26 protein-coding genes are annotated in these 24,275 nt (G+C 32.9%); 8 read left to right on the top strand and 18 right to left on the bottom strand.

Annotated features, from left to right (window positions below):
• On the bottom strand, nt 1-1,897 hold a 1,897-nt coding region (locus tag BM153_RS06095), incomplete at its 3' end, for an InlB B-repeat-containing protein (protein ID WP_177205595.1).
• Between the two features lie 410 nt (nt 1,898-2,307).
• Between BM153_RS06095 and BM153_RS06090 the strand changes: the two genes are divergently transcribed.
• From BM153_RS06090 to BM153_RS06055, 8 genes are read left to right on the top strand one after another with little or no spacing between them, the layout of a single operon-like run.
• Entirely contained in the window at nt 2,308-3,297 is a 990-nt protein-coding gene (locus BM153_RS06090; protein ID WP_092871781.1) for a transglutaminase-like domain-containing protein, read from the top strand.
• 9 nt (nt 3,298-3,306) lie between these two features.
• Nucleotides 3,307-4,329 carry a type II secretion system F family protein gene (locus BM153_RS06085; RefSeq protein WP_092871779.1) on the top strand — a complete coding sequence of 341 codons (1,023 nt, stop codon included), beginning with the start codon at nt 3,307-3,309 and terminating at the stop codon, nt 4,327-4,329.
• A gap of 8 nt (nt 4,330-4,337) precedes the next feature.
• Nucleotides 4,338-4,688: a hypothetical protein gene (locus BM153_RS06080; RefSeq protein WP_092871777.1), complete on the top strand. Its 351-nt coding sequence runs from the start codon at nt 4,338-4,340 to the stop codon at nt 4,686-4,688.
• Nucleotides 4,678-5,154 (top strand): DUF4860 domain-containing protein, encoded by a 477-nt coding sequence (locus BM153_RS06075; protein ID WP_092871775.1) that lies wholly within the window; start codon nt 4,678-4,680, stop codon nt 5,152-5,154. Before BM153_RS06080 ends, BM153_RS06075 begins: the two co-directional genes overlap by 11 nt.
• 12 nt (nt 5,155-5,166) lie before the next feature.
• Nucleotides 5,167-5,619 carry a hypothetical protein gene (locus BM153_RS06070; RefSeq protein WP_092871773.1) on the top strand — a complete coding sequence of 151 codons (453 nt, stop codon included), beginning with the start codon at nt 5,167-5,169 and terminating at the stop codon, nt 5,617-5,619.
• An 18-nt stretch (nt 5,620-5,637) separates the two neighbouring features.
• Nucleotides 5,638-6,105 carry a hypothetical protein gene (locus BM153_RS06065; protein ID WP_092871771.1) on the top strand — a complete coding sequence of 156 codons (468 nt, stop codon included), beginning with the start codon at nt 5,638-5,640 and terminating at the stop codon, nt 6,103-6,105.
• 33 nt (nt 6,106-6,138) lie between these two features.
• On the top strand, nt 6,139-7,200 hold the full coding sequence (locus BM153_RS06060) for a type IV pilus twitching motility protein PilT (protein WP_092871769.1): 1,062 nt from the start codon (nt 6,139-6,141) through the stop codon (nt 7,198-7,200).
• A gap of 19 nt (nt 7,201-7,219) precedes the next feature.
• The gene (locus tag BM153_RS06055; protein WP_092871767.1) at nt 7,220-7,855 is read left to right on the top strand and encodes a restriction endonuclease; all 636 of its coding nucleotides are present in this window, start codon (nt 7,220-7,222) and stop codon (nt 7,853-7,855) included.
• A gap of 74 nt (nt 7,856-7,929) precedes the next feature.
• Here the strand turns inward: BM153_RS06055 and srtB are convergent, their stop codons facing one another.
• From srtB to BM153_RS05975, 17 genes are all read right to left on the bottom strand, one after another.
• Nucleotides 7,930-8,697 (bottom strand): class B sortase, encoded by a 768-nt coding sequence (gene srtB / locus BM153_RS06050; RefSeq protein ID WP_092871765.1) that lies wholly within the window; start codon nt 8,695-8,697, stop codon nt 7,930-7,932.
• Nucleotides 8,672-9,178: a signal peptidase I gene (locus tag BM153_RS06045; RefSeq protein ID WP_092871763.1), complete on the bottom strand. Its 507-nt coding sequence runs from the start codon at nt 9,176-9,178 to the stop codon at nt 8,672-8,674. Before BM153_RS06045 ends, srtB begins: the two co-directional genes overlap by 26 nt.
• Nucleotides 9,171-9,374 (bottom strand): hypothetical protein, encoded by a 204-nt coding sequence (locus tag BM153_RS06040; protein WP_092871761.1) that lies wholly within the window; start codon nt 9,372-9,374, stop codon nt 9,171-9,173. The genes BM153_RS06045 and BM153_RS06040 overlap by 8 nt, the downstream gene beginning before the upstream one ends.
• 244 nt (nt 9,375-9,618) lie before the next feature.
• A complete protein-coding gene (locus BM153_RS06035) occupies nt 9,619-10,287 on the bottom strand; it encodes a TasA family protein (RefSeq protein ID WP_177205594.1) in 669 nt (222 codons plus the stop codon).
• A gap of 187 nt (nt 10,288-10,474) precedes the next feature.
• Entirely contained in the window at nt 10,475-10,615 is a 141-nt protein-coding gene (locus BM153_RS13690) for a hypothetical protein (RefSeq protein ID WP_177205593.1), read from the bottom strand.
• Nucleotides 10,616-10,779: 164 nt separating this feature from the next.
• Nucleotides 10,780-11,520, bottom strand: coding sequence for a SipW-dependent-type signal peptide-containing protein (locus tag BM153_RS06030; protein ID WP_092871757.1), 741 nt, complete (start codon nt 11,518-11,520; stop codon nt 10,780-10,782).
• 26 nt (nt 11,521-11,546) lie between these two features.
• Nucleotides 11,547-12,275 (bottom strand): SipW-dependent-type signal peptide-containing protein, encoded by a 729-nt coding sequence (locus tag BM153_RS06025; RefSeq protein WP_092871755.1) that lies wholly within the window; start codon nt 12,273-12,275, stop codon nt 11,547-11,549.
• Nucleotides 12,276-12,607: 332 nt separating this feature from the next.
• Entirely contained in the window at nt 12,608-13,357 is a 750-nt protein-coding gene (locus BM153_RS06020; RefSeq protein WP_092871753.1) for a SipW-dependent-type signal peptide-containing protein, read from the bottom strand.
• Between the two features lie 24 nt (nt 13,358-13,381).
• Nucleotides 13,382-14,107 carry a SipW-dependent-type signal peptide-containing protein gene (locus tag BM153_RS06015; protein ID WP_092871751.1) on the bottom strand — a complete coding sequence of 242 codons (726 nt, stop codon included), beginning with the start codon at nt 14,105-14,107 and terminating at the stop codon, nt 13,382-13,384.
• A gap of 17 nt (nt 14,108-14,124) precedes the next feature.
• Nucleotides 14,125-14,880 carry a SipW-dependent-type signal peptide-containing protein gene (locus BM153_RS06010; RefSeq protein ID WP_092871749.1) on the bottom strand — a complete coding sequence of 252 codons (756 nt, stop codon included), beginning with the start codon at nt 14,878-14,880 and terminating at the stop codon, nt 14,125-14,127.
• 24 nt (nt 14,881-14,904) lie between these two features.
• On the bottom strand, nt 14,905-15,624 hold the full coding sequence (locus BM153_RS06005; RefSeq protein ID WP_092871747.1) for a hypothetical protein: 720 nt from the start codon (nt 15,622-15,624) through the stop codon (nt 14,905-14,907).
• A gap of 452 nt (nt 15,625-16,076) precedes the next feature.
• Nucleotides 16,077-16,589: a signal peptidase I gene (locus BM153_RS06000; RefSeq protein ID WP_177205592.1), complete on the bottom strand. Its 513-nt coding sequence runs from the start codon at nt 16,587-16,589 to the stop codon at nt 16,077-16,079.
• Nucleotides 16,590-16,954: 365 nt separating this feature from the next.
• Complete coding sequence (locus BM153_RS05995) at nt 16,955-17,698, bottom strand: hypothetical protein (protein WP_092871743.1); 744 nt, start codon at nt 17,696-17,698, stop codon at nt 16,955-16,957.
• 17 nt (nt 17,699-17,715) lie between these two features.
• The gene (locus BM153_RS05990) at nt 17,716-21,054 is read right to left on the bottom strand and encodes a SpaA isopeptide-forming pilin-related protein (protein WP_092871741.1); all 3,339 of its coding nucleotides are present in this window, start codon (nt 21,052-21,054) and stop codon (nt 17,716-17,718) included.
• Nucleotides 21,055-21,364: 310 nt separating this feature from the next.
• The gene (locus BM153_RS05985) at nt 21,365-22,354 is read right to left on the bottom strand and encodes a glycosyltransferase family 2 protein (RefSeq protein WP_092871739.1); all 990 of its coding nucleotides are present in this window, start codon (nt 22,352-22,354) and stop codon (nt 21,365-21,367) included.
• 159 nt (nt 22,355-22,513) lie between these two features.
• Complete coding sequence (locus tag BM153_RS05980) at nt 22,514-22,930, bottom strand: hypothetical protein (RefSeq protein WP_143088275.1); 417 nt, start codon at nt 22,928-22,930, stop codon at nt 22,514-22,516.
• A gap of 22 nt (nt 22,931-22,952) precedes the next feature.
• Nucleotides 22,953-24,173, bottom strand: coding sequence for an AfsR/SARP family transcriptional regulator (locus tag BM153_RS05975; RefSeq protein WP_177205591.1), 1,221 nt, complete (start codon nt 24,171-24,173; stop codon nt 22,953-22,955).
• Nucleotides 24,174-24,275: the final 102 nt, after the last annotated feature.

Here is a 24,275-nt window from a genome sequence, read left to right as displayed (position 1 = left end):
ATGCCTTATCTCCATATTTTTTCCCGGAACCATTAGCTTTTGTGTTCCAGCCGGTAAATATATAACCTGTTCTGCAAAAAGTTATTGCCTTTAAATTAGCTGTTTTTCCATAGGTTATCTTCTGATTTGACATGGAGCCTGTGCCAGTACCATTTATTTTATATTTAACCGTATAGGTGTTGCCAGATCCTTTCTTTACCCATTGGGCATACAAGGTAACCGTAGCCCCATTGGTTTTGGTAAGGTTTTTAAAACTTCCCTGATCGGCAACTGCTGTTCCGCTACCGTCTGCTTTTGTATTCCAACCTGCAAAGTCATATCCTGATTTTACATAATTGCATTTTGCAACTTTATAAGTTGTACCATATTTGAGACCATAAACCCAGTACATATAATATTTACTTGTATCAGGGTCTCCTCCGTTTCTGTCAAACTTTAAATTGTAGGTGTTTTCAGTAGGCTTAGGTGAAGCACTTGAAGGCATGTTGTTATAAACCGGTATTTTAAATACAAAGGTATTATTTATGGAACCGGTATTCATATATGCCTTTTTTTCTGAAGCTCCCTCACTCATTGGTGCAAAAATATTTTGCATATATTGATGATTATAAGTATTCTTTGAGGTTACATTATACTTTTGAAGATAAAGAGTATCCTGTCCTGCAAGAATGTAACTTGATGCTACAATCTGTGAGCCACCTTTAAGGGCTTTATAAACACTGTTCCACCCTTGTCTTTTTGCATAGCTAAGTCCTGAGGCTATTACCTGGGCATTTGTTGAACCGCTTGCTCCTATATTAAAATAATTGTAATAACCTGTATATCCTGAATAAGTTCCGGAAATAAGTGGTGAAGTTCCGGCTGCCCCCTGTTCCTGGTAAACCCTGCAGGCTAAAAACAAAGGACTTACCCCAAGGGATTTTCCTATTTCATAAAAAGCTGTTGCATAGGTCATGGATTTATTATCTCTTAGAGCCCCACTCATAAAGGAATTGGCAAGTACCTTTGAAACAGCTGTTTTTGTTTGATAGGAGCTGTTATAAGTAAGAAGTTCAAAAGCAAAAATACTGTCTTCATTTAAATAATTTCTAGGATCCATTACATATTTAATAGCTGCTTCAGATGCATAATACCAGCCTCCGCTTCCGTAAGCTCCATCTTTGTAGGCTGCCACATACGAACCTGGTACCAGACTCTTTGCTCCTTTTTCATTTGCAATAACACTGCTCCAGTTAAGATTGGTATTTTGCTTAACAAAAGTCCAGTTTGGATGAGCTTTTTTTAAGGCATTAAGATATGAATGATAGCTTGAAGGAAACTGGGCAATATCCGCGTAATTTGAAGACTTGGCACATAAAACCCCGTCATCCAAAGCATATAAAGTATCAAGTAGATTTTTGATTTCTGTTACATATTTATCTTCAAATGCTATAAAATCCTCATCAGAATAGGCAAGATAAGCTTTTTCTATGTATCCTTTTTTATCGTTATGAGACACAAAATACCATATTTTGCCATCATTTATTTCAATATCTTTAATAAAAACCGTATCACCTGAAGTAAGCTTTTCAAGGCTATTTGATGAACTATCCGGTTTTTCTTTTAAATCATAGGAATCTGTAAGATATACCAATGCCATGATATCTTTTTGAGAAGCCAGTTCTTTCAAAGCTTCTTTTGCACTGGTAAGAAGGGCGTTAAGTTCTTTTTCTTTATCACTAATCTGATTATTATCTTCTTCATTTACCTCTTGTTTTGTATCTACTTTATTATCATCATTTAATGTATCAGTTTCTTCTAATGAATCCGGTGTTAAATCAGATTGGGCGTTCACGGGTAAAATATTGGCAACTGCCAACGAAAATGCAAGTACAACACTAATAATTCTCTTTTTCATAATATCTCCTTTCCAAATTTTAGTAATTTTAATTTTCCTTTAATCAGGGAAAATAATCAGAAAAATCATTAAGTATAATTAACTAATTCACAAACTTAATGTCTTTTTATAAAAATAGTTGGTGAATTAATATAAATCTGATATATTATAAATAGGACAAAGGTCACTATTTTCACAGGGCACAATTTCCTTGATATATTTTAACTTATATATATTAATAAAGTTTTAAATTTGTCCAAATTTTTATTCATATTTAAAATTTAAGCTATATCTGTTTTTTAGTCAAGTTTGTTGTCCTCACCACCTTTTTCACTTAGGGGGAGTAATTTCTTGAGCTTAAGTTAAAAGCAATGAAATCATGCCGAAATACTTATAGGTATAGTAAAGTAATTTTCCCGGAAAGGTAAGAAATGAAGAGATTAAAAATCATACTTACAATAATTATAGCAACCATTGCTTTATGCAGTTGTACGAAAACTGAGAATAATAAAACCCCTGGCAATGATTCTAAATGGCATAAAAATAATAACTCTTCTAGCCCAGGCAATTCTTCTGGAGAAGAAAACGGGGATGAATCTGTTTCCTATAATAATGGTCAGGTAACTGTCCTTGTGCCTACTGCCAGTGATGTGCTTAAAGAAGAAAACGAAACAGTAAGTCTCGATTATTCCAACGCATCAGAAGGTTACATAATGATTAGTTACAAGGGCTCAAATGAAAAGGTAAAGCTTCAGATTACAGGTAATAATAATATTACTTATACCTATAACATGGAAAATGACGGATATGAAGTTTTCCCTCTTACTTCCCAATCAGGAAGCTATGGTATAAAAGTATTTGAAAATATCCAGAAAGACGAATATTCCACGGTTTTTGCCACAAGTATAGATGTTAATATTACAAATGAATTCGGTCCTTATTTATATCCTTCAAAATATGTAAACTTCAACTCTAATACTAAATGTGTTGAACTTTCAAAGGATTTTACCAAGAATGCCAAAGATGAGATAGACGTTGTAACCAATGCCTATAATTACATTATTAACAATTTTGAATACGACTATGACAAGGCAAAAAATGTTCAAAGCGGTTATATACCAAATCTTGATGAAATTTTTTCATTAAAAAAAGGAATCTGCTTTGACTATGCTTCATTAACTGCCTGTGTTTTAAGAGTCCAGGGCATTCCTACCAGACTTGAAATTGGCTATGTAAGGGATATTTATCACGCCTGGATAAGTATTTATACACAAAAAAGCGGCTGGATAAACGGTATTATCAAATTTAATGGAACAAGCTGGGAGCTTATGGATCCGACTATGGCCTCCAGTTCCACTTCCACAAAACCTGAAGATTTCACCGCAGACAAAAGCGATTACCAGACAAAATATGTTTATTAGGAGGTCTTTATGAAACAGCTAAATAATGTTGAATTATCAGATTTTTCTTCCCAGTGTGCCCTTTTATTACATTCGGGAATAACAATTTATGAAGGGATTTCCCTTTTGATGGAAGATGCTGAAACTGATACATTAAAAGAATTTTTTACGGAAATTTATAAAAAACTGGATGAAGGAGAAAGCTTTTACGAAGCTTTAAAAAATACCGATTCCTTTCCGGATTATATGTTAAATATGATTCACATAGGTGAAGAAACAGGCAGTCTTGAAGAAGTTTTAAACTCTCTTTCAAATTATTATCAAAGAGAAGAAAACATTTTTTTAAATATTAAAAATGCCATAACCTACCCTTTTATTATGATTGGCATGATGATTATTGTTATATTTGTTCTAGTAACCAAGGTTCTTCCGGTTTTTGAAAAAGTATATAATCAATTAGGTTCAGAAATGAAGGGCATAAACAGTACACTTTTAAGTATAGGAAACTTTTTAAACGGTACATCCCTTGTGTTTTTTATCGTAGTGGCGGCTATTTTATTACTGCTCTTCTTTTTAGTAAATATAAGAAATAATACCTCCTTTATAAATTTCTTTCTGACTAAAAATTTCAAGGAAAAAATGGCTACCGGTCGTTTTGCCAATGCCATGTCCCTTTCTTTAAACAGTGGTCTTGATACTGAAAGAAGTATGGAAATGGCTTTGGAACTTGTTAAGGATACAAAGGTTTTTCAAAAAGCAAATAAGTGTCTTTCCCTTACAAAAGAAGGGGAATCCTTTAAAGATGCCCTTAAAACCTCTAAGATTTTTTCCAATACCCAGATAAGGCTTATAGATATAGGTTTTGCCTCAGGAAGTATTGATACAGTTATGGAAAGAATTGCAAAATCCTATGAAGATGAAACCAATAATTCCATTGATAAAATGATTTCTGTTTTAGAGCCGACACTGGTAATTATTTTATCTGTAATTGTAGGTTTTATATTACTTTCCGTACTGCTTCCTTTAGTTGCAATAATGGCTAATATCGGTTAGGAGGTAAAATGAACAGATTTAAAAAACATTATCATTTTAAACTGATAAAATCTTTCATATCATTGCCTGCTGTTACTTTCATAATTTTAGTAACAATATTTATTTTTTCAGCTTCATATTTTAGCAATATAAGCTCTGACAATGAAAAGGAGCTTTTGGAAAAGGCTCTTAAAAGAAGTATTGTTGAGTGCTATGCCTTGGAAGGATCTTATCCTGACAGTCTTTTATATATTGAAAAAAATTATGGACTGGTATATGACACTGATAAGTATTTTATTGATTATCAGCCCATTGGAAAAAATATAATGCCCTCTTACAGCGTAATTGCCAAAAACTGGAGGAATACTAATGATGAGTGAAAGAAATCATAAACATATAATTGAACATCTTTTTGTATTTGTCCTTTTTGGCTTATTTGCCTCTTTAACCTTTTTACTGGTTATTTTAGGTGCAAATGTTTATAAAAATACGGTAAATACAATGGATAAGGACTATAATGTAAGAACCCTTTCTTCCTATATATCCCAGAAAGTACGGCGTTTAAATGTCAAGGATGGAATATATCTTAAGGAGAAAAACGGTATTTCCATGCTGGTTTTAGATGAAGAAAAGGGAAAAAGTATCTATTCAACATATATATATTCCTACAGCAACTGTGTCAGAGAAATTGTTGTGGAAAAAGGCCTTGATTTTAGCCCTAATGATGGGGAAAAAATACTTACAGGACAGTCTGTGGATTTTTCATTGAAAGAATCGGGACTTATTGAAGCAGATTGTATTTTCGGGGATATTTGTCAGAAAATATATATTAATACCATTAATTAAGAGGAGATTCCTATGAAAAAATTAAATAAACATTCCTCCTCCGGGATTTTTCTCATGGAGATTACAATTTCAATATTGTTTTTTTCTCTTTGTGCAGTAGTATGTATAGAGCTTTTTGTAAAGGCTCATACCCTTAGTAAAAGCACTGATGAACTAACCTTTGCAACAAATATTGCTTCCAACTATGCAGAATGCTTTTTAAATGCCAAAGGTGATATGTCAAGGGTGGACATATTAGCAGATATGAAGGAAGCTGATAAAAATTGCTATGAAATATATTTTGATAAAAATTTTAATATAATTAAAAAGAAAGAAGCCTCCTATGTACTTTATCTTGAAAAAAGTCAGGATGAATATGATATTGGAAAAATGGCCAAGGCTTCTATTACCATAAAAAATATATTTGAAGATTCTGAAGTTTATTCTCTATCTGTACAAAAATATATCCCGGAAACCATTAATTAATTTTTGAAAGGAAAAAACATGTCAAACTTTAAATTTAACGGCTTTGGTGCCAGTATTATTTTAATAAGTCTTACATTGCTTGGAATGGTTACTTTTGCGACTCTTTCTATAATTACCTCCAATTCCAACTACAAACTTTCAAAAAAAACCGCCATAAATTACAATAACTATTATGAAGCATGCTCCAAAGCCCAGGATATTTTAAAATCCGTTGATGAAAGCTTGTTTAAAGCTTATAATGATAGCGAAAATATTTCTGATTATTATGAAAAACTTGAAAAATCACTTTCTGATAAAGTAAAGCTTGAAGGAGAAGATATTTCTTTTACAGTTGATTTTGGCGAGAATGATTCCTTATTGGTTTCCCTAAAAGTAAATTATCCCAAAAAAGACAGTGAAAAAGAATTATTTACCATATACAAGTGGCAAACGAATTCCACAAATGAATATAAACAAGACAATTCCTTAAATGTGTTGGGAAGTTAATGATTTTTAATAGTATTATGGAAAGGAAATAAAATCTTGATTAAAGAAATTTTGGAAAAAATAGTGGATTTAGGGGCTTCTGACATCTTTTTAGTAGCCGGTATTCCATTAACATACAAATTAAAGGGAACGATGTATCACTATAGTGAGGATAAGCTTAAACCTGAGGATACATTTAATTATTTAAATGAAATATATGAACTGGCCGGAAATAGAAAAAGACAACTCTATGACAAAAAAGGGGATGATGACTTTTCTTTTTCCATAGTTAACTGCTCCCGTTTCAGAGTCAGCGCCTATAAGCAGCGTGGTTCTGATTCTGCGGTTATAAGAGTAATTACTTTTTCCCTGCCGGATCATAAGGAGCTTGGTATTCCTGAAAGTGTTATTGACCTTACCAAAATGACGAAAGGTCTTATTTTGGTAACAGGTCCTGCCGGAAGCGGAAAATCCACTACCCAGGCCTGCCTTATTGATAAAATCAATCGTGAATGTCAAAAACATATTATTACTTTGGAAGATCCCTTAGAGTATCTTCACAGACATAAAAAATCCATAGTAAGTCAGCGTGAGATTTCATCTGATACAGAAAGCTATTTAACAGCTTTAAGAGCTGCTTTAAGACAGAGTCCGGATGTAATTTTGTTGGGCGAAATGAGGGATTATGAGACCATGAGCGTGGCTATGACTGCCGCCGAAACCGGACATCTTATTATTTCCACCCTTCATACCATTGGCGCAGCCAATACCATTGACAGGATTTTGGACTCATTTCCTCCAAGCCAACAGCACCAGATTGCCATTCAGCTTTCTATGGTACTAAGAGCAGTTGTTTCCCAACAGCTTCTTCCAACTGTAGATGGAAAAATACTGCCGGCATTTGAAATTATGACTCTTACTCCTGCCATCAGGAATATGATAAGAGAAAATAAGATTCATCAGATTGATTCCGCTATTCAAACATCCCAGGATAAGCAGATGATTACTATGGATAACAGTATTCTTACCCTTTATAAAGAGGGAAAAATCACCGGAGCAACTGCCCTTAGAAATGCCTCAAATCCTGAAATGATGGAGAAAAAAATCAAATTATAAATATTAGACTGGAGAAAAAATGGGTTTACTATTGTTACCTTTTCAAATTATATTTACCTTGTTAAAAATAACCTTTAAATTACTTGACCTGCTCTCTATTCCTTTAAAATGGCTATACGGACAAATATTTGGTTTCAGAGTTCCAAAGGCAAAGGATGGCTATGCCTATGAATATGTATGCGCAGAACTTTTAAGGCGAAACGGCTTTAAAAATGTTGATGTCACTGTAGCTATCGGAGACCAGGGAGTCGATGTATTGGCTACTAAAAAGGGGCTTAAATATGCCATTCAATGTAAATACTACAGTGGATATGTGGGAAACAAGGCTGTTCAGGAAGTTTATGCCGGAATGGAATACTATGGTTGTGATGTGGGTGTAGTTATGACAAATTCCTATTTTTCAAAAAGTGCCATAGAACTTGCCGAAAGTACCGGCATTATTCTCTTAGACCACTGCCCTGTTAAAGTAAAAAGAAAAAGAAGTCCTTTTATTTTTTGGGGAAGCCTTTTAGGAGTTATATTAGGTGGGGTTTATATGCTTTATAAAAATATCTATATAAGTTTTATTCCCTATATGTTTTTAGCCTGGTTTGGACTTATGCTTTTTTATATTATTCTTACTCCTTTTTTTCGGGAGGATGCCTACTTACTGTAAAAAAGCCTTAATCTATCAATGTTTTACTGACAAAAAGGCATTACTTTTTCATACGGTAATGCCTTTAAATAACTTTATTTATTTTCTTTCTCTTTTATTATTTTTCCATGTACTACGAATCTTTTATAGTCTCCATAGCAGGTTGATAAGGTAATTACTCTATCTTTATCATTCACCTCAACTCCCGTATCATAGGTAGACTTTTCTTTCAGATTTTTAACAAAATCCGGATAAGTATCATCATAGCTGTTATAAATTGTATAAATATCACTCTTAGGGCTTATGGACGAAGCGGAAAATATCTCTACTCTTATAACCTTGTTTTTTGTATAGATGGTGTAATATTTATTTTCTTTATAAAAATCAATGTCGGCATATTTTTTTAATTTTGCAAACATTGAACCGTCTATCATATTATGCCCGAAAATAATACTATGATAATCGCTAAAATCATAAGAATTCATATAAGATAAAAATATCGAACCTGCACTGTTTTTATTACCAAAAAATGTCTTTTTAAGATAGCTTTTATCATTATCTGTCTGCATTATAGGATAACTTATCCCTAAATTATCGAAACGAATCCAGCCGATTACATCGGGATTTATTTTTTCCAGATCATCAAAGTTTATATGAACACCTTTATACCACCAGTCATCTGAGTCTTTTAATTTATCCTCTTTTAAATATTCTTGCGTAATGTCCTTATATTCTTTTTGAGCAGTGTAATAGCCATATCCTATATAAAATAAAGCTACTGCCGAAAACAAAATCAAGCAAAGCCCAATTACAATTATTACACTGTACCCAGCTTTGCTATTTTTCTTTTTCTTTTCTTCCAACTAAACTTTCTCCCAGATATACCAAAGCTGCAATTATAAAAACAACAAACATAATGGCTCTTCCATAAAAATTTCCATAAATATTATAAAGATACCCCAAAAAAGGAATCACCAGGAATGGTTTTCCTATCAGCCTTTTAAATTTAACAGGCTCCAAATCCTTATCATCATTGGCATCACCTTTTGTTATAAAAGCATCATTTTCATCGTCTATCTCTATCACTCTATGGGTCATTACGGCATCAGTATCAGTACCTAATCTGTAAGTAATTACATCTCCTACCTGAACCTCATTATAATTATCGTGTTTTACATAAATCAGACTGCCTATGCCAAAATCCGGCTCCATACTTCCTGATAAAACACAATATGCTTCCCATCCAAGTATTTTAGGCATTGCAACCGGTATGGTTAATAAAACAATAACCACTAAACAAATAGTGGCTACGTTGCTAAATATTTTTAAAATTTTCTTATTCATTTACCAGACTCTCACCTTTTTCTGTATCATCTGATAAAACAGAATCCATAAGCCTCATTAATTCCAAAGCACTTCTAAAATTAACCTGCTTTTTCCCCTCTACCCAGGAGATTGTACCCTGCCAGGTATGATTCTCCTGACTTCGCACATTTATAACAAAGCTTTGATTGCCTTTTTTCTTCTCTATCCTTTGCATAACTACTTACCTCAACATACAATTATATATTTTTTTAAGTGTTTTTTTCACTTATCTCAATATCCTCCGTCTCACAAATCTCAAAATCCTTTATTGATATAGCTAAAGATACACCAGGTTTTCACGCTCTACCAATTTCTAACCCGTGTACCTTTAGCTTAATTATCAAACCCTGTCTTAATTGCCAAAAATAACCTTATTTATAGAATAATGTGCCTTGCCGTTGGCATATTCTATTTTCTACTTACGGTGCTACATATTCGTATGATTCTATAGCGATTGTTCCAGCATCAACTGCATCCCAAACATCTGCAGGCATATGCTCGTATTGAATTGCTTCAGCGGTGTAAGCTGCAGCCACTTTACAATCTGCCCAAATATTTCCAAGTTCTGTAGGTATAGTCTGTGTATCTGTAAATACCTTTGAAGAAGTATTTGCTTTAAATTGTGCTGGTGTAGCTTTGGTTCCGTAATATGCTACAAATTTTACTGTACCTGCACTGGTATCTGTAGTAACATCAGCAATTGTCCAATCTGTTGTAAGCCATGCTGCGTATGCGTTGTTATTACCAAATTCTCCTTTAACCATCTTCTCAAGATCTGCTACACACTGTGCAATATTAGTTTGTGATGTAGCTACTTCTTTTGTGACCTTAAGTTCTACTTTAACTCTTACAGCTGCATCTGCCGATTCTTGAGCAACTGCTACTACAGGATTGAATTTGATTGTATCACCAGGTACTATTTTAGCCGTATTTGTTCCCTCATCTGTAAGGGAGATATCTACTCTACTGGTTGAAGCAGAATTTGCAGCATCTTCTGTGTCTGTGAAGTAAGCCATTGTTGTTCCTATTCCAAGAACTGCAACAACTGATAAAGCTGCAATTACTGATAAGACTTTACTTTTTTTCATGCATTGTTCCTCCTTGCATATGTTATTTAATATAGTATTACTCTCAACTTCTGTGACCATTATATATATTCAGCGTCACATACAAGTCACATATTTCAAGCTAAAATAAATTCTTTTATCAGAATCTATCTTTTCTACTGTGGACAAATGTAACTAAAAACCTTTTAAGGATTGTAGAATAGGGTTATTAATACTCGTATGATTCCACGGTTATTTTATTGTTATCAACATCATCCCAACTTGTAAAGTGGTCATATTGAACTGCCTCAGCTTCATAGCTTACATCAACTTTACAATTTGCCCATTTATTTCCAAGTTCTGCCGGCATAACAAGCTTATCTACAAATAACTTTGAAGAAGTACCTGCTTTTCCTTCCTGTCAACTCTTTAAGTAGCTGACAATAAATATTTTTCACCTTATATACAAACCCCCGCCTTATTAAATATTTTTAAGGCGAGGGAATTGATTACATTATATATTGTGATAAATAATTAGTTTAACCAATCTGTATTATCTTTAATAATCTGTTTTTCTACTGTTGCATCACCGGATACATATTTTGCCTGTACACCTAATGCCTGAATATCAAGATCCTGGAATGTGGCACCTCTTTCAGCATCTTTTGGGATTTCTGTTGTACCGTTTCCGTTAGCTACACATTCCTTAAAAATTGGCATACAATTCCCTGAACCATCAGAAGGATCATACCAAGTAAAGGTATTACCATCCTGGGTTTTATATTTTAAAATAATACCGTCTTTTGCATTATCTTCATATATTTCCCAACAATCTTCTAAGGTAAATTGTAGAGACTTATCTGTAGTTTCTACTACCTTTGTTCTTATTGTTCCTGCACTTGCATTCACAACCTCTGCATTTTTTAAATACACATATATCAGTGATTTAACTGATGTATTTGCAAAAACTGTGGGATCCTTTAAAATAATCTCATTTGGTGCACACTCTGAATAGTCTACCCCATTTTTTCTGCCATATTGATAATCTGTGGTAAAATCTACAGTCCAAAAAACCTCTCCATCATTATCTAAATATCCATCTTCGCTATCATGAACTACATTAGATTCCTTTAGCTGTAATTCTATATTTCCAACTGTAAATACGTTAGTAAGGGTATCTGTTTTATCTGTAAGATATGCCATGGTACTTCCTACTCCTACAGCTGCAATAACTGCCATTGTTCCTAAAACTTTAATCAAATCTCTCTTTTTCATGCCATTCCTCCTTCTAAATCCATACATTAGTCATCTAACCAGTTCGTATTTGTCTTAATCAGATTATTTACATCATCATTCTCAATAAAATTATGCTGAATTATCATAGCTTGAACTGTTAAGTTCTGGAATGTTGAATCTTCTTCAAAGTCATTTGGTAATTTGGCTGTATAAACTGCACCAGTTGTCTCATCTTTGAATTTTTTAAATATTGATATGGAAGTTCCCTGAGTAAAGTGATCTGCCCACCAGCCTCCTCCGGTATACATTAAAACTATGCCCTTATTTGCATCTTTTTCATATATTTCCCAATAATCATCCAAAGTAAACTCCAAGGATTTATCTGTAGAAGCTATCGCTTTTGTTTGGATAATTCCTTGATCCTCATTTACTACTTCGCAATTTCCAAGATAAGCATATACAGTAGAACTTACTGATGCCACAGGAAAAACTGTAGGATCTTTATATATAAAATCACCTGCTACAAGACCGTCGTATGTTACGCTATTTTTAATATTTCCATTTGCGTCTTGTGAAAAATCTACTGTCCAGGTATTATCACCATCACTATCTTTAAATCCCCAATCACAAGATTCTACTGCAGACTCTTTAAGTGCTATACTCACATCTCCTATTGAAAAGGTGTTATGAAGAGTATCTGTTTTATCTGTAAGATAAGCCAGAGTACTTCCTATTCCAATGGCTGCTATTACTACCATTGTTCCTAAAACTTTAATCTGATTTCTCTTTTTCATGCCATTCCTCCTTGTAAACAATTAATTACTGTTTATATTCGTCTATGGTACCTCACGAACTCTCTTTTTTATGTGTTAAGTATATTGTTACAATGTCACAGGCAAGTCACATATTACCGAAAAATGATATTTTAAATATCTCAAAAATCATCATTAAACCCAAGTGTAAGATTCTAAATCGAATTTTCTTTTTTTAGTATCATAATAATTAGTTATATCTGCAATTTATATAAATCCGTGTGACTTTTATATGACAAAAATAACCCCTTGTTTTAAAGTTTATGCATTACTTTAAAACAAGGGATTAAATTCATCGTATATATTTTTAATAATTAGTTTAACCAGTCTGTATTTTCTTTAATTATTTGTCTTTCTACTGTAGCATCACCGGATACATATTTAGCCTGCACCCCGAGTGCTTGAACATCAAGATCCTGATATGTGGCACCTCTTTCAGAATCACTTGGGATTTCTGTTGTATAATATTCATAACTACCTAGAAACCAACGATATTCTTCAAATACCGGCATATAATCCCCGGTATCTTCAGACGAATCATACCAGTTAAATTTATCACCATCCTGGGTTTTATATTTTATAATAATACCGTCTTTTGCATTTGCCTCATATATTTCCCAATCTCTGTGTAAAGTAAATTGTAACGACTTATCTGTAGATTTAATTGCTTTTGTTTGTACTTTTCCAGTATCTGCATCCACTACCTCTATATTTTTTAAATACACATATATCAGTGATTTAACTGTTGCATTTGCAAAAACGGTTGGATCCTTTAAAATAATATCACCAGGCGCACAATCAGAATAATCTACTCCATTATTTACATTTGGATTTTGTGTAGAAGAATCTACGTCCCAAGTATACTCAAAATCCGCATCTATATATCCTGATTCCTCCACATGATAAACATTTGATTCCCTAAGCTGTAATTCTACATCTCCAACTGTAAATACATTGGTAAGTGTATCTGTTCTATCTGAAAGGTAAGCCAAAGTACTTCCTACTCCAACGACTGCCAAAACTACCATTGCTCCAAACAATTTAATCAATTTTCTTTTTTTCATGCCATTCCTCCTTCTATATATTTATTAATCATTTAACCAGTCAGTATTTGCTTTTATCAAAGCGATATCTTCATTATTATAAATATGCTCACCTTGAATTATCATAGCCTGAACTGTTAAGTCCTGGAATGTAGAATCTTCTTCAAAATTATCAGGTAATTTTGTTGTATAAACTGCACCAGTTGCATCATCTTTTAATTCTTTAAATATAGCCATGGAGGTTCCTTGATCATAGTATTCACCCCATCCACCACCAAAGTCTTCAATAATTATGCCACCATTTGCATTTTTATTAATGATGTACCAATTATCACATAGTTTAAATTCTAATGATTTATCAGTAGCATCTATAACTTTTGTTCTAATGATTCCGTTTTGCTCATCTACTACTTCGCAATTTCCAAGGTGCACATAAATACAAGCATGTACGGATGCCACAGGGAAAACTGTCGGGTCTTTATATATATATTCCCCTGCTACAATGCCCTCATATTTTACTCCATCTTTTATGATACCGTTTTCTCCCTGGGAAAAATCTACTGTCCAGGTATTTGCTCCATCTTTATCTTTAAATCCCCATTCACAGGATTCCACAGCTGATTCTTTGAGTGCTATACTTACATCTCCTATTGAAAAGGTGTTGTGAAGTGTACCGGTTCTATCTGAAAGATAAGCCAGAGTACTTCCCACTCCAATGGCCGCCAAAACTACCATTGCTCCCAAAACTTTAATCAGATTTCTTTTTTTCATACCATTCCTCCTTGCACTTATTTCAACCATCCGGTTTTTTCTTTTATAATCTTTCTTTCAACTGATGAATTACCTGAAACAAATTTTGCCTGTACTCCTAATGCCTGTATTGAAAGATTCTGATATGTAACACCATTTTCATAATCCAATGGAACTCTTGTAGTATACATGTTGTTATTATATTTAAAATACTTAAATATAGGCATATAGCTTCCAGGATTGTTAGCATCATCCCAGTCAAATTCATCACCATCCTGGGTTTTATATTTTAGAATAATCCCATCTTTTGCATTAGCTTCGTATACTTCCCACATATCCTCCAAGGTAAATATTAATGTCTTGTCTGTAGACTTTTTGGTTTTTAGTTTTATTGTACCTGCATTTAAATCTGCCACCTCTGCGTTTCCCAAATAAACATATATCAAGGATTTTGCTGATGCCTTTGCAAAAACAGTAGGATCCTTTAAGATATAATGCCCTGGTGCAAGATAATTATAATCAACTCCATCATTCCTGTATCCTGGAAGTATATTCCATGGTAACGGTTCAAAATTTGCTTCAAAACTATGAGCACCGTAATAAGCTGTATATCCTTCGTGGTCTGGAGATTGATATGTCCATGATTCTTTAAGTTTTAAATCTATATTTCCAACGGTAAATACGTTAGTTAATTTTTCTGTTCTATCTGAAAGATAAGCCAGGGTACTTCCTACTCCTATCGCAGCAATTACCATCAAAGCTACAAATAACTTAATAAAATTTCTTTTTTTCATGCCATTCCTCCTTCTATATATTTATTAATTATTTAACCAGTCAGTATTTGCTTTAATAATATTTATTTCATCAGCCTGAGTTACAAAATCGGTTTGCATTATTAAAGCCTGAACCTTCAAATCTTGAAAAGTAGAACCCCTTTTAAAATCATTTGGAATTTTTGTTGTATATTTGATGTCTCCCTCTGTAAATACTTTAAATATATTCAAAGTAGACCACACGCCTTGAGAATATTTATTATAAAACTCTGTATCCCTTATTATTATTCCACCATTTGCATTTGCTTCATATATTTCCCAATTATCTTCCAAAGTAAATACTAATGATTTATCTGTAGATTCTTTTTGCACTGTTTCTATTGTTTTATTTTCTTCATTTGCTACGCGACAATTTCCAAGATATACATAATTTGCTGAAAATACTTCACTCTCAAAAATAACTGTAGGATCCTTATAAATGTGATCTCCTGCTACTAATCCCTCATATTTTACTCCGTTTTTTATAAATCCATCTGAACCTCTTGAAAAATCTACTGTCCAGTTTTCATCACCATCGGCATCTCTAAATCCCCATTCGTAATATTCAACTGCAGACTCTTTTAGCTTAATTTGTGTATCTCCCATGGCAAAGGTGTTATTAAGTGTACCTGTTTTATCCGAAAGATAAGCCAGTGTAACTCCTACTCCAATGGTTGCTATTATCACCATTGCTCCCAAAAGTTTAATCAGTTTTCTTTTTTTCATGCCATTCCTCCTTGTCATTAACAATTAACTTTTTTACTTTGTAAAGCGGACTTCCGGAATCCGCTTTGCTACACTCTAACGAACGCTGTAGCACTGCGCTTAAATTTTTTTGAGTACTCTTTTTGTTGTAAATTATATTGTTACAATGTCACAGAAAAGTCACATATTTGCAAAAATGTTGTTTTAAATTAATATTTTTATTGATTTTAATACGATAGTACTGTAAAATGTCACATAAATGCTGTTTTAAGCATCATTTTCAATGTTTTTTTATTTAAATTACGTGACTTTTTATGGGGCAAATTTCACCGGAAAAAATGGGAATCCCGTTCTTTTTTATTTTTATAAAGCCTGTTTCTTATCCTTTTAAATAAAAAAACGAATCCAACTTAGGACTCGCTTATTTCTGATAAAAAAACCCACAAACAAAATATTTGTGGGTATTAAAATGCTTATTTATTTGTTTCCTCTTTTTTATTTTCTTCCTCTTTTTTAAAAAGCTCAGGAAGAAAATTCAACAATACTAATACAAATACTACTGCACATACAGCTGCAATACCTAACTTTGTTCTTCCATAAATAGCTATATATCCTAAAATTGGAATTGTAAATGCTACTTTTCCAATTACCTTGTCATAGGATATAGGATTTACATCTTCTGTATCGTTGGCATCGCCTTTCGTAGTTACTGTCTTATTTTCTGTATCAATTTTAGTTACTCTGTGAGTTACCATTGTATCGCCCGAAATGGCATAGGTAACAACATCTCCTACTGATACTTCCTTTGATACGTCTTTAACATCTTTATCATAAACTATTGAGCCAACGGGTATATTAGGTTCCATTGAACTGCTTATAACAGCATATGTACCATAGCCCATTAATCTTGGAACCAGCATAAGTGCTGCTATTATTATTAAAATCAACATTATTACATCAGATAAAATTTTACATACCTTTTCCATAAGCATCTCTCTTTCTTATTGTTATACTTAACCATTTAATTTGAACGCAGTGTAAGCAATCCCCCGCTTCAAAAGCGTAAGCTTTAAGCGGGGGTATAAAGCTTACTAGTGTCAGAAGGGGTTAAAGCCCCTTCTGACAGGTGGCACAAAGTGCCACTGCGTTCATGAGGAAGTAGCGAAGCGGATTTAAGAATGTCCGCTTTACATATATAAACCACTTTATTGTATAAATAAATGATATCATAAGAAAAATTTACAGTAAAGCGTATGTTTTCATAGCTTTTTATACATTTAAAAGCGAGACAGACAAGCTGCCTCGCTAATTTATACTATTTATTAATAATCAGTACTCTGCTCTTACATTACTACTTTTCAACAGCTGAAAATGCAGATTTCATAAGACTTACCTTTTGTGTATTATCACCGGCAGCATTAAATCTGTCCATGTAATGATCTGATGCAACAGCCTCCTGATATATTGTAATTTCAAAAGCTGAAGATACTTTCGTTGTTTTAACAGCGTCAAATAAACTGTCTGTTGAATATCCTACTTTAACAGATTGGTTGTAGTAGAAAAATCCATCTTCACTATTGTAAATCCAATAAGCATTATCTCCATCTTTGTCATTAACCGCTGATGAACTTAATGCCAGCTTTGTAGTATCGCTAACCTGTCCACCGCTGATATTTAAATCAGCAGAATTTCCAGCATCCACTGAAAACAAATCCTGATCGTAGCTTATACTTCCGGCTGTAAACTTTGCACAATACAACTGTACTATCTCACTGGTATCTGTCAAAGTCACATTGTCCTTATCCCAAAGCTTTTCAGGTGTAACAACTATTCTTGCTCTAATAAAAGCATCATTGGTTCCATCATTATAAACTCTAGGTGACTTGATTATAGTGGTTTCTGAATCTTTAGTATATGTACTGCTATTATCCAATACTTCAACTATATGTGTATTAACACTACCCGGCTCAAAATTGTTATCAAGCAGGGACGTAGCTGATTTAAGGAAAGCATATGTCGAACCTGTTCCAATTATTACAACTAAAAGAGCCAGAGTAATAACCAATTTTTTATGAGCGTTTAAAAATAATTTCATTTTCAATCTCCCCTCCTTTAGTTATTGTAAGCTGATGTTTTATAGTACTCGTAAACATTAGTATCTGTGTGATTATCAGCTGAACCTGTAGTAGTTACTGCTTTTGAAGGTGAAAATGTATTCTTTCTAACATCTGTATCAGTAAGTTTTCCTGCATTTCTGGACTTGTTATTAGAAAAACTTACCTTCATTTCTATTGCATTAATATAATCATCATTTAAAACATCTCCAGATGTCACACCTTTTGAAACTGCGTCTGAACTATTATATCCTAAAGCAACCTTAGCACTTGTAAGACCATTTGCAAGATACATACATCTTGTTTTGTTAGCTTTAGTAGAAACTGAAATCTCACTTGTTTTATATGTCAAGGTGCTTAATTCTGTAACCTCATATATACCTTTTTTAAGATTTGAAAGCTTTGTAGTAAGAGATGAAGTCTGACCATTTTCAAATCTCAAAGTTTTATAATATACTTCATTAGTATCAAGGTTCTTAATTTTGAAGGTAAATACAGCATCACCATGAGTGCTATTGTAGGTATCTGCACTTACATTTTTAGTAATATAAAGATTTCCTGCAACTACTTTAAATAAATAATCCTTTGTTCCCGTGGTGTTATAAACTTTATCACCTACATTTGTATTACCTGAATGATGAGCATAATAGGTTACATCAATACTATATGTAATTACATTACTTCCTATACGCTCAGTTACAAAATCTTTTGTAAAATCCACATTTTGAATCTTATTATCTCTATCTCTATAAGTAGCCTTAAGGGCATAATGTATATATCCATCTTCTACATCTGTTCCCGGATAACAATAACCTTCCTCGAAAGAGTTATTTCTGATTAATTGCTTTAATTCACTATCTGTAAAATCTTTTATAATATACGCATTATTATCCTTTACTTGTTTAAAACATTCAGTCATTCTATCTGAAGAAATAGTTTCACCAAGATAATAAGTATCTGAATATTTTTCATACACAAGTGGAAGTAGTTTTACATTTACCCTTGGGACAGGGAATAAGTCCTTTTTACTCTCCGAATTTTTATCTTTTGCAAATGTTACATAAGATCCGTTTTTGATATTTGTAGTAACATAATTTCCACCTAAGAAGTCAGCCTTTGCCTGTACCCTGAAAGTAACTGTCCATGTATCCCCACCCGTAACTTCTGGATTAAAGATGTTTGTCCACTTCAAAGTTACAGTATTTATATAGGAAGGTGAATTTTTATCAATGTTGTCACGATTTTGCACTCCTAAATCGAAGGAACTTACCAGTTTTTTCTCTTCAGGATTCATGGTTGAATTATTATTAACTACTCCATTTTCAACTATTCCTAGATATGTAAATCTTGCATCTAAGGTATCAAAAATTTCTGTATAAGCTTCATTATCATTGTTATTTTCTACAGTTAAGGTAATATCATATGTTCTGTTATTATAATCAGCTAAAGCTACTGTCTTATCAATATTTTGAATAACTATTTTCTTTTTGTTTTCAATATAATACTTAACATTACCATTCTGGTCTTTTTCAGAGGTTAGTAATAAACCATCTCCGATAATACTGATTTCGTAGTCAAGCACCTGAATCTCGTTACCATTTTCTATAGTAGTACCCACCTGTTTAACTACAACTTTCCACTTTTCGTTTGGAAGGGAACAGCCTTTTGGTGGTTTTGTTTCTGTTAAAGTATAAACACCAGTTGTTATATGTTCAAATTTAACAAGTCCGTCATCTCCTGAAACAGCTGTTGCTACAAGACTATCGTTTTTATTATCATCTGTAAGTTTAAATTCAGCTCCGGAAAGTGGAGAACCATCCTCAGCTTTTTTTGTAAATTCCACATCTGTATCTGAAGAATGAACTGTTGATAAATTAAATTTCAAACGTAAATTAGACTCTGAAGCTCCCCTTTCAAGATAATATACATTTAATGTATGAATGTTATTGGTGCTGCAAAAACCTTCCTGATTTACCCCCAACAAATCGTAGATATTTCCAACAAGAGTCATATTGCTATATATATCATCACTATTTGATGCACCACCTATATAAATAGCACCTGTTGCAAAGTTAATATTTCCAGCAATAGAATCATGTATACCACCAAGATCAAGAGCCAGTTTACCATCTATGTATACCCAAACATCATCATCACCGCTGAATTCAAAAACTGTATCAACGGCTGCTGTTTCATGTTCAGCAAGTACTGTTGAAACGCCATCTATTAAATATGATGTTTTTCCATCCCCGGTAACAACTGTCTTACCAGCTCCTACATTTCCATCTAACTTCGAAAATTCAAAATTTACTGGTACTGAAATACCAAAATGATAAAGATCTTTTTCCTTATTGCTGTCATATGCGGTAGCATACTTCTTTTTTGGCACACCAAAAGGATAAAAACCGGAAGTCTTTTGTTCTGTTAAATTTTTGTTATAAATCTCTAAAGAATTAGAAGTGTTCTCATAGAACATATCATAATTATCACTGTTATATTCATAGTAGCCTGTATTTTCATCATAAAGAAAGGCCATCTTTAAGTTCATGTAACTGGTCTTTCCATCTATTGGAGTTGAGCCAAAAATATCAGGAACAATATAGTTTTCCGTAAACTTAGGCACTAATTCACCATTTGCATTAGTAGAAAGCTCTTTTTCAACCAATCCCTGAAATAAACTTTTTTTCGTAAGACCATTTGTAAAAAGATTCGCTTTGTCCGTGAATATACTCGTTTTATAAGCTAAAAGTTCTTCTTCAGACATTAACGGCTCATAACCATTTTGAAATAGTCCGAAATTAGCACAATATTTGGTATAATTACTAACTCCATTACTTCCTGTTCCAAAAACGAAAGTGCTTTTGTTAGTTCCGTTAGCCTTATTATATTTGTATAAATTTTCAAGTATAGTTCTATTTATGTTGCTTACATTGTTTGCTTTGTCAACAATATTTCCATCTTCATCTTTCTTATATACTTCTGGTAATGTATTGTAGTCAAAGAGATTTACGCCTGAAACATATTTTACAGTACCTGTATACTTTGTTCCTCTACCTATTGGCCCGGCATGTCCATGATCCACTTCACCATAAGTAAATTCTGTATAATTACTATTGGTAGCCTGTAAAACTTCTACCTCTTCATTACTGTTTGCATCGTTCTCAATGCTTATATCACCATCTTCGTTTTCGCTTTGAGTATCATCTGGTGTTAAAACCTGTGTCCCTGTTCCTTCCACAATATTTGTAGCAGCAGTAGTTGTCACAAGAGTTCCAAGAACCATTGTTAAACAAATCAGCAAAGCGAGGAACTTCCTCACAAAATCTCCTACTTTCATAATATTCATCCTCCTAACTGGATTTTATTCTTACTAAAGACCATCACATATTCTTTAGCCATATCGAAAAAATATATATGAGATTTATACATAAAATCCTTATTCGTAACCTTATGGAAATAATAACAACATCAAGTCACATGGTGGTCACATTATTGTCATACAATCGCCCGAATTTATTTTTTTTCATTTTCCCTGTTACCGTTTTTCATAATCATTTTTTTCATCAAAAAAGACATGTTTTTAAATCTTCTTTGTAAGTTCATTTAAAAACATGTCTATATTCTTTATTTTCAACCACTCCAGATATTCAGGCAGTTTTTAAATGCATTATATTATAATAAAGTTTTCTCCAAAAATAATAAAAATCATCTACATCTAATTTCATAGATCTGACTAAACTATCAGATTTAAGATATAAAATACATTCACTTTTATCTTTATTAGATAAAGCAGACGACTTTATTCTTTTTATTTCTTCCACACAAACCTTAATAAGATAATCATTTATTTTATTTTTATTCTCTACATAAATATCTAAGTGCTCAAACAACTCTTTGTAATAATGAAAAATCAATATCTTTTGCTTGACATAATTAATAAAATTCTCTTTTGTAAGAAAACTTTCTTTATGCCTGTTAGATACCGCGTCATAATTATATTTAATGTAATGGTAACCAGAAAAATCCACTATACTGATTTTGTTAATCTTCTCAACATATTCAATATTAAAAACAAAATCTTCTCCAAATTCCAACTCATCTTTGAATCGGATAATATCCTTAATGAAGTCGGCCTTATAAATCTTGTTCCAAATAACTTTAAATATGTCTGCATAGGGATTTTCCAATATTTTTAATACAAAATCATCCTTTTTGTAAATTCCCTTGTCGATACCTGGTACTTCTAAAATCGACTCGTTTTTTTCTTCGTTAATAAAACCGCTGATAACCATATCGCTGTCATCTGAAAGTAGCTTTTCAACCATCTTTCCAATCCAGTCACTTTCAATATAGTCATCACTATCCACAAACATAACATAACTGCCTGTAGAATTAGTCAATCCAAAATTACGGGCATTTGAAGCTCCTGAATGAGCTATATGATAAACAGTCACCGACTCTTCACGCCCGGCATACTCGTCACAAATATCTCCACTGTCATCTCCTGAGCCATCATCTACCAATATTATTTCCATATTGGCATAATCAGAAGATAAGACACTATTTACGCACTTCCTAATATAATCCCTGTTATTGTACACAGGAATTATTACAGAAACCTTGGGGTGTTCATCCATGTATTATACTAACCTCACTTTTTCTAATAATCAAAGGGCAAAAATGTCCTAAATGCTACTGTCCTTTAAATCATATCATTTACAGATAATCATGTCAATTTATAAAGCCTTTTGGGGCTTTTTTTTATTGTTTTTTCATAATTTATCCTGCTGTGAAATCTATATTAATTTGTACAGCTCTAACTCACCATCAAAGCTGCCTACCATTTTTCCCTCCGTATCAAGAACTTTCCCCTGCCAACTGGTATTGTATCTTGTATCTACTATTACATCAAAAGTTTTTTGTTCTCCATACTGTATTTCAATAAATTCATCATCTATTTTAGCCTCTTTTTCATTTTTGAAGCTTCCCTGAGGAATGGTTTTTCCGTCAAAAGTTCTCTTTTCCTGAAACGCCTGAGGATAACCGGCCTTATCAAAGACCTTATCCATTTCAACAAAAAAGCCATTCATGTCATTAAAAATCAATGGCTCCGCCCTTAAAGGTGAATAAGCTCTTCCTTTACAATTCACATTGTCCTCTAAATCTATACAAAGTCTTATTCCGTTTAAAGGGTAGCTATTTTTAATTTTCATTTCTAAAACCTCATTACTATTTTTATTTAACAATTGAACTTGCAGGAGAAATCTCCTCAACCTCAGTCTTTAATTTTACTTTTTTTGCCTCTGACTGCTTTTCAAAAAACTTGTCTCTGATTCTGTTTTCTACTATCGCACAGCACTCAAAAGGACACATGGAAAGCATAACAACAAATTGTGAATCGCTGTATCTGGCAATTACATCCCCCATTCTCAATGAGGAATTTAAAACTTCTTCCAGTCTTTGCATGGACTGATTCATTTTATATCTTGCAAGCTGGTTTGTGCTGACATCTTCATCTTCAAAACCAATTAAATTTACGGTAAATAAAAGCAAGAATTCTGCAATTCCAAGTCTTTTAATTTTTCTGGCTTCCAAACGGTAAATCTGCTTAAATACCTGATAACCGCATTCAAAAACCCCGGAAGTTTCTTCTTCAAGAATATCATCATGTAAATCATCTATTCCTTCTGCCCTGGTGGTTTTGTTCATGCTCATAATTTTTGCGTAAACTTCACCTAATTTTTGGCTGTCACGCACTCCCAACTCTTTATATAAAGTCTGCTTAGCTTCCTCATAAGAATCCAGCGCAAGTTTTAATTTATTTTGATTTATAAGAGATTCAATGTAGTAACAATGCAATTCCTCATCCACATTGTCATGGGACAATGCCTCAATTGCAATACGCTCCAAATCAGCATATCTTCCACTTTCTATATAAAGGTTTGCAATATCTTTTACGCTACTTACATATAGTGAATGATAGTAGGTAGACAGGTTTACCGCCCAAAAAAGATCCTGAATCTTAGGCATAAAAACACCCTTGTATATACCAAGACCATTTTCATAGAAATTAATCTTCTTTTCAAGATTTTTCTCATCCTGAGCATCTTTACAATACTTTTCAAACAGCTCAGAATCCACCAGAACATCAATATCTGTATTCCAGCGATAAAATCCCCTACTTGTAAGAATATATTTATTTTCACCAAAAGCACCCTTTAATGCATTTCTTAATCTGTACATTAAGTTTTTTAAGGCTCCTGCGGGATTTTCTGTTTCCTCTTCATGCCATAAAGCCTGTGCTAATTCGTGCACACTAAGGGTGTGATCCCTGTGTAAAATAATGTAAACAAAGAGTTTTGTCAGCTTATCCGACCTTATTGTGTCATCATTTAAAATACCATCTGATGATGTAACACAAAATTTTCCTAATAAATTCACAGTTAATCTTTCCAAGATTATCTTTCCTTTCAAATCCCCAAAACTTTTCTATTCCGAAAATATACCCCTAATAAACTATCTATACATACGTTTACCTTAAATAATAAATATTTTTAC

This window comes from Acetitomaculum ruminis DSM 5522 (assembly GCF_900112085.1).
GTDB lineage: Bacteria > Bacillota > Clostridia > Lachnospirales > Lachnospiraceae > Acetitomaculum > Acetitomaculum ruminis.
Note: the sequence above shows the minus strand (reverse complement) of the source record. Positions and strands in the feature narration are given on the sequence as shown.